The organism is Buchnera aphidicola (Uroleucon sonchi), from assembly GCF_011035165.1.
In the GTDB taxonomy this organism is placed as follows: Bacteria; Pseudomonadota; Gammaproteobacteria; order Enterobacterales; family Enterobacteriaceae; genus Buchnera; species Buchnera aphidicola_BE.
The window spans coordinates 441,139-455,734 of sequence record NZ_CP047588.1; the positions used below are offsets into that span (position 1 = coordinate 441,139).

Annotated in this window: 11 protein-coding genes; 4 read left to right on the plus strand and 7 right to left on the minus strand. The window is 23.2% G+C overall.

The features are described 5' to 3' along the window. Positions 1-11 precede the first annotated feature (11 nt). From cysG to GUU85_RS02005, 4 genes are all read right to left on the minus strand, one after another. Positions 12-1,397, minus strand: a complete 1,386-nt coding sequence (gene cysG / locus GUU85_RS01990) for a siroheme synthase CysG (RefSeq protein WP_163119451.1) — start codon at positions 1,395-1,397, stop codon at positions 12-14. 233 nt (positions 1,398-1,630) lie between these two features. Then, a complete protein-coding gene (locus GUU85_RS01995) occupies positions 1,631-2,365 on the minus strand; it encodes a phosphoadenylyl-sulfate reductase (RefSeq protein WP_163119452.1) in 735 nt (244 codons plus the stop codon). A gap of 15 nt (positions 2,366-2,380) precedes the next feature. Next, positions 2,381-4,090 (minus strand): assimilatory sulfite reductase (NADPH) hemoprotein subunit, encoded by a 1,710-nt coding sequence (gene cysI, locus GUU85_RS02000; RefSeq protein ID WP_163119454.1) that lies wholly within the window; start codon positions 4,088-4,090, stop codon positions 2,381-2,383. Next, positions 4,090-5,892, minus strand: coding sequence for an assimilatory sulfite reductase (NADPH) flavoprotein subunit (locus GUU85_RS02005; protein ID WP_163119456.1), 1,803 nt, complete (start codon positions 5,890-5,892; stop codon positions 4,090-4,092). The genes cysI and GUU85_RS02005 overlap by 1 nt, the downstream gene beginning before the upstream one ends. A gap of 1,423 nt (positions 5,893-7,315) precedes the next feature. Here GUU85_RS02005 and GUU85_RS02010 point away from each other — a divergent pair. Together GUU85_RS02010 and GUU85_RS02015 are read left to right on the plus strand one after the other, a co-directional pair. Then, positions 7,316-7,945, plus strand: coding sequence for a DsbA family protein (locus GUU85_RS02010; RefSeq protein WP_163119458.1), 630 nt, complete (start codon positions 7,316-7,318; stop codon positions 7,943-7,945). A gap of 10 nt (positions 7,946-7,955) precedes the next feature. Further along, on the plus strand, positions 7,956-8,837 hold the full coding sequence (locus tag GUU85_RS02015) for a 5'-3' exonuclease (RefSeq protein ID WP_163119460.1): 882 nt from the start codon (positions 7,956-7,958) through the stop codon (positions 8,835-8,837). Between the two features lie 40 nt (positions 8,838-8,877). Here the strand turns inward: GUU85_RS02015 and yihA are convergent, their stop codons facing one another. Beyond that, on the minus strand, positions 8,878-9,495 hold the full coding sequence (gene yihA / locus GUU85_RS02020; RefSeq protein ID WP_163119462.1) for a ribosome biogenesis GTP-binding protein YihA/YsxC: 618 nt from the start codon (positions 9,493-9,495) through the stop codon (positions 8,878-8,880). Between the two features lie 231 nt (positions 9,496-9,726). Here yihA and typA point away from each other — a divergent pair, with 231 nt between their 5' ends. After that, complete coding sequence (gene typA, locus GUU85_RS02025; RefSeq protein WP_163119464.1) at positions 9,727-11,556, plus strand: translational GTPase TypA; 1,830 nt, start codon at positions 9,727-9,729, stop codon at positions 11,554-11,556. A 101-nt stretch (positions 11,557-11,657) separates the two neighbouring features. On the opposite strand, the gene gmk is transcribed toward typA, so the two are convergent. Both gmk and ygfZ read right to left on the minus strand, forming a co-directional pair. Continuing rightward, the gene (gene gmk / locus GUU85_RS02030; protein ID WP_163119466.1) at positions 11,658-12,281 is read right to left on the minus strand and encodes a guanylate kinase; all 624 of its coding nucleotides are present in this window, start codon (positions 12,279-12,281) and stop codon (positions 11,658-11,660) included. An 88-nt stretch (positions 12,282-12,369) separates the two neighbouring features. Continuing rightward, complete coding sequence (ygfZ, locus tag GUU85_RS02035) at positions 12,370-13,329, minus strand: tRNA-modifying protein YgfZ (RefSeq protein ID WP_163119468.1); 960 nt, start codon at positions 13,327-13,329, stop codon at positions 12,370-12,372. 166 nt (positions 13,330-13,495) lie between these two features. On the opposite strand from ygfZ, the gene prfB reads away from it, so the two are divergent. Next, positions 13,496-14,594, plus strand: a protein-coding gene (gene prfB / locus GUU85_RS02040) for a peptide chain release factor 2 (RefSeq protein WP_216843178.1) whose coding sequence is annotated in 2 segments (ribosomal slippage) — positions 13,496-13,570 and positions 13,572-14,594 — 1,098 coding nt in all. Because the reading frame shifts where the segments join, the coding sequence is not laid out codon by codon here. The last annotated feature ends 2 nt before the right edge of the window (positions 14,595-14,596 follow it).

The following is a 14,596-nucleotide window of genomic DNA, read 5'->3' on the forward strand; positions in this document are numbered from 1 at the left end:
TGTTATGAATATTATTTAATATCATTTTGAAACCATAATAATTTTTTATGTAATTTAACAACTTCTCCAATAATTAATAATGAAGGAGTTGTAGCAAATTTAATTTTTTCTTCTACATTATCAAGAGAACTAATAAACACTTTTTGATGAGAAGTAGTACCTTTTTCAATAATAGCTATTGGAGTAGACTTTAATCGTCCGTATGAAATTAATTGTTTAGATATCTCGATAGCTTTTAAAGTTCCCATATATATTACTATAGTATAAGACGGATCAGATAAAATTGACCAATTATTTGTAAAACCATCAATACACCGATGTCCTGTAATAAAAATAATACCTTGTGAATATTTACGATGGGTTAATGGTATTCCAGTGTAAGCAGCAATACCAACAGCGGCAGTAATACCTGGAACAACTTGAAAATTAATATTTGCATTTTTTGCCGCTTCTATTTCTTCTCCTCCACGTGCAAAAATAAAAGGATCTCCACCTTTTAAACGTACTACTTTATTCCCTTTTTTAGCTAAATTTATTAGCAATGTAATAATTTCCTTTTGATTTATATTTTTTAAACCAGCACGTTTGCCCACGCATATTAATTTAGCATCTCGACGTATTAAATCTAAAACATCCTTAGAGACTAAGTGATCATATAAAACAAAATCTGCTTGTTGTAATACTTGCAAGCCTCTTAAAGTTAATAAGCCACTATCTCCTGGTCCAGCTCCTACTAAAATAATTTCACCGATTTCATTAGATATGTTATTGCGATATAAGAGTTTTTTTAAAATAATAATTGCTTTTTTTTGATTTTCATTCAATATGTGCTCGACAAACATACTTTTAAACAATTTTTCCCAAAATCGACGTCGTGATAAAAAACTAGATAAACATTTTTTAACAACTATGCGCCATTGACCAGCTATTTTAGCTACATTTCCTAATTTTTTTGGTAAAATTGATTCAATTTTTTCGCGTAATGAACGCAATAAAACTGGAGCAGTACCACCAGAAGAAAGAGCTACAACAATAGGTGAACGATCAATAATAGAAGGAAAAATAAAAGAACATTTTAATGTATCATCTACTACATTTAATAATAAACAACGTTCACTACAAACTTTTGATAAATATTTGTTTAACTGAATATCATTATTTGCTGAAATGACTAAAAATATTTTTTTTAAATAAATTACATGAAAGGTATTAGATAATAAATGAATTTTTTTTTCATTTAATAATAATTGCACTTCTGGGCATATTTCTTTAGAAATAATATTAACTATTGCTTTTGCACGAAGTAATAATTTAATTTTATTAAATGCCACTGGTCCTGCTCCAATGACTAAAATATTTTTAGATTTTAAATCGATAAAAATAGGAAAATAATTCACAATTGCTTATTTCCAAAAAAAAATCACATAATATATTTATATAAATTTTTATATTAAATAGTTTAATTTTAAAATTATATAATTTAATTGAATTCCAAAATTATTAAAAATACAATATTAATATTATACAAAAGTCATAATTCATAATATATGATATTATCATATCAATTATTACTTAATAAATGTTAAAAATTATTAATATTTAAAAAAAATATAACTTTTGTTAAAACATATTAGTTATCATGTAAACCGCATTCTCGTTTTAAACCAAAAAAACGAGTTTCTTCTTCTGACATGCCTAATGTATATTTTTTAGTAGTATGTACATCACCAACAGATACATATCCTTGTGAATATAGCGGATGAATATCTAAATTATGTAATTTTAAATATTGATTTACTACAGTATTAGACCAATCTAATATTGGTAATATCTTAAATATTCCATTTTGAATAGATAAATAATTTAATGCACTACGACTTTTAGATTGCTCACGACGTAATCCAGAAAACCATGTTTGTACTGATAGTTGTCTAAAAGCAATATTCATAGGCTCAACTTTGTTGATTTTATTATAAAAATTAATCCCTGTAATTCCTTTTTCCCACAATTTCCCATATCTTGATTCTTGCCATGCAGGAGAAATTTTTGATCTAAAAACTTTGAGATTTAATTGAAATTTATCTGTTAGCATATCAATAAAATTATACGTTTGCGGAAATAAATATCCAGTATCAATTAATATAATAGGAATATCAGGTTTTTTCTGAGTCATAAGGTGTATTAATACTATTGATTGAATACCAAAACTAGAAGACATAATATGTGTATTTGGTAAATTTTTTAATGCCCAATTAATACGTTCTTCTGCAGAATATTTTGAGATTAATATATTGCATTTAGATAATATTTCATTTTTTTTTTTAGAATCTAGCGAATTAATATTTTTAATATTTAAAATTGACATTCTATTGACTCCGTACTAATTCCAAAAATCAGAAATGGGATTGATAATTTCATTAACAAAATTTTTTCTGATAACAAAATCTCCAAAATCTTCTTTTATATTTCTTTCTTTAGACCAACATTGAATTAAATTATCTAAATGAATAAATATTTCTTTTTCAGTAATATTTTCTTGATATATCTTTGGTATTCGACTTCCTATTTGATTTCCCCCTATATATAAATTATAACGACCGAGAGACTTTCCGATTAATCCAATTTCGGCTAATAAAGATCTTCCACAGTTATTTGGACATCCTGAGATACGAAAAACTATTTTTTCTTGATCTACATGATATTTTAACATTATATTTTCTAATTGCGTAACAAAAAAAGATAGTACACGTTCAGCTTCAGCCATAGCAAGTGGACATGTAGGAAAAGATACACATGCCATAGAATTCTTACGTAAATTACTAGTTTGATTAAGTAATTTATATGATTGAACGATATTATCTATAATATGTTTATTATATTGAGATATTTCAGAAATAATTATATTTTGATTAGAAGTGATTCGAAAATTACCTTCATGAATTTTAGCTATTTCAAATAATCCAGATTTAAATAAATTATGATTATCATCACAAATACGTCCATTATTTACAAATAATGTTAAATTCCAATTATCATAAATATCTTTCTTCCAACCAAATCTATCTCCTCTACTAATGAAATTATAGTCACGTATTGGTTCAAAATATATATTTGCTCTTCTTTCTATTTCTTTTTTAAATACATCTAGTCCAAAATTATTAATTGTATATCTAGTTTTTGCATTTGACCGATCAGTACGATTACCCCAGTCTCTTTGAGTAGTTACTATAGCTTCAGCAACAAGCAAAGTATTCTTGACTGAAATATAACCTAGTTCTTGTGCTAAAAAAGGCCAGGTATTTTTATTTCCATGTATAAAAGATAATCCGCCTCCTATTAATACATTAAAACCAATAATTTTATTTTTTTTTGTAATTGCAATAAAATTCATATCATTTGCGTATAAATCTACATCATTATATGGAGGGACAACTACTGTGGTTTTAAATTTTCTAGGTAAATAAGTTCGTCCTAAAATAGGTTCATGATCTGTCGTAAAAATTTTTTTTTGATCTAACCAAATTTCTGCATATGCTTTAGTACGAGGTAATAAAAAATTTGAAATTTTTTGCGCCCACTCATATGCTTCTTTGTGAATTAGAGATTCTAAAGGATTAGATGTGCATAATACATTTCTATTAACATCATTAGCAGTTCCTAAGGCATCTAATCCGATCTCATGTAACATCTGATGTACACGTTTAAGATTTTTTTTTAAAATACCATGAAATTGAAACGTTTGACGATTAGTTAGTCTAATTGTTTTATATAATGTGTATTTATCAGCAAAATTACTAATTTTTAACCATTTTTTAGCTTGTATAACACCTCCAGGTAATCGACAACGAAGCATCATTGCATAACGAGGTTCTAATTTTTGTTCATGACGTTCTATTCTTAAATCACGATCATCTTGCTGATACATGCCATGAAATCGAATAAGTGAAAAATTATCTCCGGTAAAACCATTAGTAATTTCATTCTTTAAATCATCTGTAATAGTACCTCGAAGATAATTACTATTTTCTTTAATTCGTTCTGCATCAGTCATTTTTTTTTTTATATTTTTTTTTTGTTTATTACTTTCCATTAATATACATCTCTTTTATAACGTTTGTTTAAACGAAGATTATTTAAAAATTCATCAGCATTGTCAAGATTCATCTTGCCATTTTCACTAATAATATCTAATAATGCTTTTTCAACATCTTTTGCCATTTTTGTAGCATTTCCGCAAATATATATTATTGCCCCTTCTTGTATCCATGACCATATTTCTTTACTATTTTCTCTCATCTTATCTTGGACATATAATTTATTTTCTTGATCTCTTGACCAAACTACATGCATATTAGTAATTAGTCCTTTTTTAATGTATTCTTGCCATTCTAATTGATATAAAAAGTCTTCTGTAAAATTTGTATTTCCAAAAAATATCCAATTCTTTCCAGTCGAGCCATCATTATCTCGTTGCTGTATAAATGAACGAAAAGGAGCAATTCCAGTACCAGTACTAATCATAATTATTGGCAGATTAGAATTTTCTGGTAAACGAAAGTTATTGTTAGTTTCAATAAAAAATTTTACTGTATCATCTACTTGCAAAGATTGAGATAAATAACCTGAAGCTCCTCCTAAATATACACAATCAGAAATAATTTTTTTTATTACTCCAACTGTCATATGAATTTCATTCGGAGTTTCTTCTTGAGATGAAGAAATAGAATATAACCTAGGTGTTAATGGACGTAAAAAACTAAGTAATTGTCTAGAAGATATTTTTTGCGGATGATCATGTATCATTTTCACAAAAGGAGTTTCTAATACATAATTTTGAAGAGATGATTCATTAGATACAATTTTTTTTAAAATTGTATTTTGTGTAATATTTGCATAATTTTTAACAATGTTTTTAGTATTATTTGTCAATTCAACATGATTTTTTAATGCATCAAAAATAGTAATAACTTGATTTTTAATTTTTACTAGTTCTGACAAATCAATAGAAAATAATTGTATAATTTTTTTTACTAAATTAATATCATTTTCATACCAAATTCCAATTGCATCTCCAGGTTGATATGTAATATTTAAATCTTTAATATCTATTTCAATATGATGAACATCTTTGTTAGAATAACGACCAGTAATTTTTTGATTAGTTAATATAACACCTGTAGCAGGATTTTTTTTAGAAAAATTAGTTTTTAAAATCACAGATGAACTTGTTTTATTCGAAAATGTATCACAAGATTGAGAATTTTGAATATTATTAATTGATTTTAATAAATCTTTAGACCAATGGTTATAATCATCTTCATATTCAATATCAGCATCAAAACGATTTAATAAAGGAGTAGCACCTAACTCTTGAAATCTATTATCAAAAATTTTTCCAGCTTGACAAAAAAAATTATAAGATTTATCTCCTAGGCCAAAAATACTATAATATAAATTATTTAAATTCGGAGCTTTTTTAGATACAATGAATTTATATAAAGACAATGCTTCTTCTGGAGGTTCACCTTCTCCTTGAGTAGAAATAATTAAAATTAATATTTTTTCGTCTTGTATTTTTTTGAACTTATAATCAAAAGCATTAATTAAACGGCTTTTTTTATTATTTTTCTTTAAATATTTATATAACCGTTCAGAAAGTAATTTTGCATTACCAGTTTGAGAAGCAGAAATAATAGTAATTAATGTATCATTCGCATTTTTTTTATTAATATCAGTAGTAAAATTATTTGATTTTTTATTGGCACTATGCCAAAAATAACCTGATAACCAAGCACGTTGAATATCTGTACAAGAACTATCAAGTTTATTAAAATAATTTAATTGTTCTGCATTTAATGGGAATAAGAGATTAAACGGATTTTGATTTTTCATTTTATACTAAACGCCCAAATGTTATTAAATTAAATAATTATTATAATTAATAAAATATAATCTACAGAAAATATAAAGTTTTAGCTACTAGATAAAATCTAAATTTTATTCAGATATTATATTTTTTTAAGTTTAAAATAAATTATTTACATATTAATAAATCAAAATCAATTATTAAAATTATATATTTTTTATTTTTATAATGATATAAAATAAATACATTTATTGATATTTTAATGGCTATCAATTCTATCAAATATTTTATATTTCATATAATATAAGCATATTATAAATAGTTATAAATTAAAATAATATAAAAATTTTTACATAAGTCTATCAAACTGTTTGTTTTTGATGTAATTTTATATGAATTATTTTAGCTGTAATCAAAACATAATCAAAATAATTTTTAATATTAGTCAAATATCTTCTGAAAAACTAAGAAAAATTTTTGATAGAAAAAATAGAATACGTACTGAAATGTCATTAGACAAAATATATTAATATTATTCATAAAAATTTATATATTAGTCATGACTGAATAAGCATAAAAATTAATTGATTATCTCAAAATTTTTTAATTTAATATAGAACCATAAAAAATATAAGATTTAATTGATACTCAATATAACTATTTAATTCTAAATACCATACATTATTTTATGTTTAAAAAAATTTAATATAACATTTTTGAAATATTTGATTCTTATAGAAAATATAAATATTATTTATTTTTTTAATATATCCACATTGTTTATTTTGCAAAGTAAGTATAATTACTGATATATAAGTTTTTTAAAATGTAAATTCAATATGACATATTTCAAAATATAATGATTAAATTATATTTCAAAAATAATATTAAATATCTATATAGAGTAATTATAAATAACACAATATTTATGTAATTTATTTTTAATAATATATTAATTGTTATAATAAATATATGGAATTTATAAAAAATCACATTCGTTTTTTGAAAATTCTATTCTTATAATTCTGATGTAACAATATTATGTATAATATTTTTTGCATGTAATTCTTAATACACATTATAAATTTTACTGAATCATTTGAACTAAATTTACTAAATTTTATATAATTTAATAAAATATATAAAAAATAATAACTGAAAAATATTTAATATAATTGCATAATTTAAATAAAATTATTTATGAACAAAATTTATTACAATTAAATATATAATAAAAAATTGATATATATCAATATATCTTCAAAATACATACTAATTTGTTAAATAAAAATAATTTAGTATATTATTTTTATATTTTTTTAAAACTAATACATATTTAAATATATAAATATAGTATTTTAAATTTACATATTATATGTCTAAGATGATTATCTTAAATTAAATAAATCATACACATATTATTACGTTACAATCTTTCTAGGCCACAATATGACTAAAGTATTTATTATACTATTAAATATTATTTTATCTTTTAAGACACTTGCCTTAGAATTTCAACCAGGTAAAGAATATATTCAAACTAAGAATGTTATACATAATTTACCTAATGTTGTAGAATTTTTTTCTTTTTTTTGCCCATATTGTTATGAATGGGAAAAAATACATAATATAAAATATTTAAATACAAATAATTTAAAAAAAAATTTTCATATTCAAAAATATCATGTTAATTTTTTAGGAGGAACATTAAGTCCGATATTAACAAAATCTTGGATTATCGCGCAACAAATGGGTATTGAAAATAAAATTATGTTACCAATTTTTCAAGGTATTCAAGATACTCACACAATTCATAATATTAATGATATAAAAAAAATATTTAAACAAAAAGCTGGTATTAATGAAAATAAATTTAATTATTTCTGGAATAGTTTAACATTAAAAATGTTAATTCAAAAAATAAATAGAGATGTTCAAAGATCTAATTTAAATTATATACCTATAATGCTGATTCATGGAAAGTATATTATTAATTATGTACAATTAGAAAAAATATTTCATAAAAATTTTTATAAAAAATATATTGAATTAATTAATTTTTTAGTTCAAAAAAAATAAAAGAGAAATTATGAATAAAAATACACATCACCCAGTACTTATAATTGATGGTAGTTTATATTTATATGCCTCTTATTATGCATTTCGTAATTTTAAAAATGATTTAGGCGAACCATATGGAGCAATATATGGTATGTTGAATTTAATAAATAAAATTCTCAAAAAATATCGATATTCAACAAAATGTATTATTATATTTGATTCTTCAAAAACAACATTCAGAAAAAAATTGTTTAAAGAATATAAAATTCATCGATCTCCTATGCCTTCGTCTCTGTATATTCAAATTAATCCACTTTTAAATATACTAGATCAAATTGGAATTAAAACACTAAATATTCCAGGTATTGAAGCGGATGATATTATAGGTAGCATTGCGTCAATATTTGAAAAAAAAGGTGAAAAAATATTAATTATTAGTCATGATAAAGATATGTTGCAGCTGGTTACAAAAAATATTTTTATTTTTAATAAACAAAAAAATTCTATTATCACACCAGAAACAATAAAAAAACAATACGGAATTAAACCGAAAAAATTTATCGATTTATTAGCTTTAGTAGGAGATGTTTCTGACAATATTCCAGGAGTTCCAAAAATTGGTATTAAAACTGCATTATCATTACTCAATAAATTTTCTAATCTTAACGACATTTATAATAATATACAGAATATATCGTTTTTATCATTAAGAAATGCTAAAAATGTTGCAGATCAATTAAAAAAATATAAAGATATCGCTTTTCTTTCATATCAATTAGCGAAAATACAAATCAATATTCCTATTAATATTACTTTACAAGATATTACATTGAAAAAATATTCATCTAAAAATACATTTAAAATATTTAGAGAATATGTATTAAAAAAAAATAATTCTTTTATCAATTAAAATTTTTTGCATGTCATTAATACTTTTTATCTAAAAAATATTATTGATGTTTAGTAATATACAAATTATAAAAATTATTTAAAATTAATTGACATTTTTGAATGCCTATTTTTTTATAAGAAGAAAATAATAAAATTTCCATCGAATGTAAAAATAACCTTAATTGCTCATATACTATTTTAAATTGTTTTTGACACTGAGCCATTTTTAATTTATCGCATTTATTTAATAAAATTAAAATAAAAACTTTTTTATTCAGAGCTATATCAATAATTTTTTGATCTAATTTCTTCAAAGGATGTCTGATATCCATAATTAATACGAATACTTTTATTTCATTTCTATTTTTTAAATAATTATATATTATTTTTTGCCATTTTGATTGAATAAAAATTGGTGCTTTAGCATAACCGTAACCAGGTAAATCTACCATTCTAAAATCTGAACATACTTCAAAAAAATTTATTAATTGTGTTCTTCCAGGTGTTTTACTAAATCGCACTAATTTTTTTTGATTAGTTAATGCATTGATAACACTAGATTTACCTGAATTAGAGTAGCCAATAAATGCAATCTCAACTCCATCTTTAATTTCTATATCAGTCATTTTTGCATAACTTTTTAAAAAAAATGTTTTATTATAATTTAATGCAATCATAGCTTAATCCTGTTTGTTTTATAAAATAATATAGTTGATATAAGATTGTATTCAAATTTTTATTAAAAAATTTATTTTATATACTAAAATTTTTTGTACTAAAAATATTTTGAAGTTATTTAATTATACAAGATCAATGTTATTTTAAACTACATAAATCTTGTTTTATTATTTTATATTATTCATTTAATATATTAATAAATTCAAAATTTTATAAAATAGGTAATAAATATGTATCAAAATATTAGAAATATTGCAATTATAGCACATGTTGATCATGGTAAAACTACATTATTAGATCAATTATTGCAACAATCAGGAACATTTCAGGAGCATGAAGAAAAAACTGATAGGATAATGGATTCTAATGATTTAGAAAAAGAACGAGGTATTACTATTTTATCTAAAAATACTTCAATTAAATGGAAAAATTATAAAATTAATATTGTTGATACTCCAGGTCATGCTGATTTTGGCGGAGAAGTAGAACGTGTTATGTCTATGGTAGATTCAGTACTTTTAGTTGTAGATGCATTAGATGGTCCAATGCCACAAACACAATTTGTAACTAAAAAAGCATTTAAATATGGGTTAAATCCAATAGTTGTAATTAATAAAATTGATAGAATTAATTCTCGTCCTAATTGGGTAGTAGATCAGGTTTTTGATTTATTTATTAATCTTGATGCCAATGATAAACAACTTGATTTTCCTATTATTTATACGTCTGCTATCCTTGGAAGTTCAGGAAAAAATCATCTTAATATGCAAAATAATATGATTGCGTTATATGAAGCAATTATAAAACATGCTCCGGCTCCTACAGTTAATCCTAAAAAAAAATTTCAAATGCAAATTTCACAACTTGATTATAATAATTATTTAGGAGTTATAGGAGTAGGTCGTATTAAACAAGGTTTTGTTAAACCAAATGATTCAGTAGCTATTATTAATAGCGCAAAAAATGTTCGTTATGGCAAAGTTCATAAAGTGTTGCATTATGTTGGTTTAAAAAGAATAGAAATAGATCAAGGATATGCAGGAGACATAGTGGCTCTTACAGGACTTGATAAATTAAATATTTCTGATACTATTTGCCATCCAGAAAATTTGCAAGCACTCCCAAAATTAAACATCGATAAACCTACTGTTAATATATTATTTTTAGTAAATACTTCTCCATTTGCAGGAAAAGAAGGAAAATTTATTACATCTCGTAAAATTTTAGAAAGATTAAAAAAAGAAACTATACATAATGTGGCTTTAAAAATTGATGAAACAAAAGATGCAAATATATTTTCTGTTTCTGGACGTGGTGAATTACATTTATCTATATTAATAGAAAACATGCGTCGTGAAGGATTTGAATTGCAAGTGTCACGTCCAAAAATAATTTTTCGAGAAATTAATGGAAATTTAAAAGAACCATATGAAAATGTAACTTTAGATATTGAAGAAAAACATCAAGGTAATATTATGAAATTTATAGGCATACGAAAAGGTGAGTTAAAAAATATGATTATAGAATCAAATAAAAGAGTACGTCTTGAATATATATTATCTAGTCGAGCTTTAATTGGATTTAGATCAGAATTTTTAAGTATTACCTCTGGAACAGGACTATATTATTCATCTTTTAGTCACTACGATGAAGTTCATAATAATAATATTGGACAAAGAAAAAATGGAGTTTTAATATCTAATGGTACAGGTACAGCAGTTGGTTTTGCTTTATTTAACTTACAAGAACGAGGAAAGTTATTTATAGGACATGGAACACAAGTATATGAAGGGCAAATTATAGGATTACATAATCGATCTAATGATTTAACAGTTAATTGTTTAACTGGGAAAAAATTAACTAATATGAGAGCATCGGGAACAGATGAAGCAATTATATTAACAACAGCCATTAATTACACATTAGAAGAAGCGTTAGGATTTATTAACGATGATGAACTTATTGAAGTTACTCCTAAATCTATTAGGTTACGTAAGTTTTATTTAAAAGAAAATGAAAGAAAACAAGCTTATCGTAATAAAAATACTTATTCTAAATAAAAATTAAAATATATAAAAACTAATAATTCGAAAATATTATATTATATTTAAGTTATATAATTCTATTTTTCAATAGAATTATATAAAATATTCTGAAAATATTAGCTTTTTAATAAATTCGCAATTAATGAACAATATTTATTTTTTTGAGGTAATAAACATAGATGTGCAGCAGTAATAATTGTTTTTAAATCATTTATTGCTGTTTTAAAATCATCATTAATTATTAAATAATCATATTCTGAATAATGTTGCATTTCATTAACTGCTTTTGACATTCTATCTGCAATTACTGTCTCACTATCTTGACCTCTTTTCTTTAATCTTTTATATAAAATATCTTTAGATGGTGGTAATAAAAAAATACTTTTTGATTCTGGTATTTTATTTTTAATTTGTTTAGCTCCTTGCCAATCAATATCAAGAAATACATCAATTCCAGAAAATAACATGCTTTCAATTGATTGACGAGAAGTTCCATAATAATGATTGAACACTTTTGCATGCTCTAAAAAAGATTCTTTTTGAATCATAATTTGAAATTCTTTTTTAGTTATAAAATAATAATGTTGTCCATTTAACTCGCCCGGTCGCATGATGCGAGTAGTATGAGAAATTGATACTTGAATATTACATGAATATTTAGAGTTTAAAAACTCTTGAATTAAACTTGACTTTCCTGTTCCACTAGGAGCAGAAATAATAAAAAGAATACCTTGAGACATGATATGTTAAAATACTATAAAATAAAAATTTATAAATAAAAATATTTTATATATTAAAATTTATTAATAAATAAATAATGTTATATAACTAATGTTTTTTAAAAAAAATATTTTTGAATCCGTGTATTCTAAATATATTATCTATACCAATAGATTTATGCAAAATTACTTGTATATATGTTTCTTCATATTTAATATTGACTATTGATAATAAAAAACCAATTTTAAACCATTTTCCATTGATTTTAGTTTCAATAATTGAACCTATTTTAGGAGTAATTTTTTCCATACTTATTAAAAAAAATAAACGATATTTATTTAAATTTTTAAAAAATATTCGTGATATTATTTCTTGTCCATAGTAACATCCTTTATCAAAACTCATAGCTTGTAAATAATCTAAATTAATCATTTGCGGAGTAAATTTATTTGCACATATCTCGTCAATTATAGGAAATCCTGCTTCAATTTCTAATGATAACCATTGTTTACTGTGATTAAAAAAAATTTTTTGATTAATTTTATTTTTAAATTTTTCAAAATCTGATATAGACAAAATTAATAAAAATCGTTCTGATGGTTTAGAATACCATAATAGTGTTATATTATTTTTATGCACTACTGGACAATTTTTATTTGGTATTTCAAAAAAAAATTTTAATAGAAAAGATCTAACATTTAACCCTGATAATCCCAACAAAACCATGTTTTCTAAAATAGAAAATTTTATTTTAGAAAAAATAGAATATTTTTTTATCTCTTTTATTTGTAAAAAAGAAATATTTTTACGTTGTATATATGCGTAACCGTCTCGATAGTGAAATAAACGCATAGTACTCCAAACTTTTCCATTAAAATTGCAATGCGCACAAATCGTATGGTGATTATTAGGTAATTTATTTATATCAACCGTTAATTGATTTTGAAGATATTGTTTAACATCTGGTCCAAATGTATACACTATAGACCATTCTTCTAAAGATATCATGGTTAATGATAACTCATTAGAAGGGTAGATAAGATTTTGTAATAATATAAATTCTGACATTATTCTTGTTTCCGTAAATAAATTATATTAAGTATAAAATATATGTATCTGTTTTATGAAGTAGATACAATATAAAAAGATATATTTTGTAAATGTTTTTTATTTCTTAAAATATTTAATTTTTTTTAATTTACCTTAATTAATCAAATAGAAGACTGATAAAATCATGCTAGAAATTAACATTTTGAATAATAAAATTAAAAATTTTGAAATACGTATAAAAAATCTTAAGAGGTATCTTTGACTATATTGAAAAAAAATCACGTCTTTTAGAAATTCATACAGAATTATTATCACCTAAAATATGGAGAGATCAAGAATCTATTAAAAAATTAAATAAAGAAAAATATTTTTTAAATTCAATAATAAAAAAAATTCATGCAATAGAAGAAAACATTGAAGAAATAGTTATTTTTTTTGAATTAGCAATCGAAACAAAAGATAATAAAATATTAAAAGATATCTTGATAGAAGCTGATAACATAGAAAACAAAATTAATAAACTAGAATTTTACCGTATGTTTTCGGGAAAAAATGACCATTGTAACTGTTATATTGATATACAATCTGGTTCAGGAGGAATAGAAGCGCAAGACTGGGCATATATGTTACTAAGAATGTATTTAAAATGGGCTGATAAAAAAAAATTTTATACAGAAATTATTCATGAATCTATTGGAGATAAAGTTGGTATTAAATCATCAACTATTAAAGTTTGTGGAGAATATGCTTTTGGTTGGTTAAGAACTGAAACAGGAATACATCGTTTAATTAGAAAAAGTCCTTTTGATGCAGGAAAAAGAAGACATACTTCTTTTAGTTCAATTTTTATATATCCAGATATCAAAAATACTATTGATATCATTATAAAACCTACTGATCTAAGAATTGATGTTTATAGAGCATCTGGCGCAGGAGGTCAGCATGTCAATCGCACAGAATCAGCTGTTCGTATCACTCATTTACCCACTAATATTGTAACTCAGTGTCAAAATAATCGTTCTCAACATAAAAATAAAGAGCATGCAATTAAACAAATGAAACTAAAATTATATGAAATGCAAATACGAGAAAAACAAAAAGAAAAACAAAAAATAGAAAAAAATAAATCTAATATTTCATGGGGAAATCAAATACGATCATATATATTAGATAATTCAAAAATAAAAGATCTGCGTACTAACATTGAAAAAACAGATGTTCAATCAGTTTTAGACGGCGATTTAGATGATTTTATCGAACAAAGTTTAATTATTGGATTATAAAA

Bases quoted from the DNA above. Each gene is read 5' to 3' on its own strand.
- GUU85_RS01995 (WP_163119452.1), bottom strand. From the start codon at position 2,365: ATGTCAATTTTAAATATTAAAAATATTAATTCGCTAGATTCTAAAAAA.
- cysI (WP_163119454.1), bottom strand. From the start codon at position 4,090: ATGGAAAGTAATAAACAAAAAAAAAATATAAAAAAAAAAATGACTGAT.
- GUU85_RS02005 (WP_163119456.1), bottom strand. From the start codon at position 5,892: ATGAAAAATCAAAATCCGTTTAATCTCTTATTCCCATTAAATGCAGAA.
- GUU85_RS02010 (WP_163119458.1), top strand. From the start codon at position 7,316: ATGACTAAAGTATTTATTATACTATTAAATATTATTTTATCTTTTAAG.
- GUU85_RS02015 (WP_163119460.1), top strand. From the start codon at position 7,956: ATGAATAAAAATACACATCACCCAGTACTTATAATTGATGGTAGTTTA.
- yihA (WP_163119462.1), bottom strand. From the start codon at position 9,495: ATGATTGCATTAAATTATAATAAAACATTTTTTTTAAAAAGTTATGCA.
- typA (WP_163119464.1), top strand. From the start codon at position 9,727: ATGTATCAAAATATTAGAAATATTGCAATTATAGCACATGTTGATCAT.
- gmk (WP_163119466.1), bottom strand. From the start codon at position 12,281: ATGTCTCAAGGTATTCTTTTTATTATTTCTGCTCCTAGTGGAACAGGA.
- ygfZ (WP_163119468.1), bottom strand. From the start codon at position 13,329: ATGTCAGAATTTATATTATTACAAAATCTTATCTACCCTTCTAATGAG.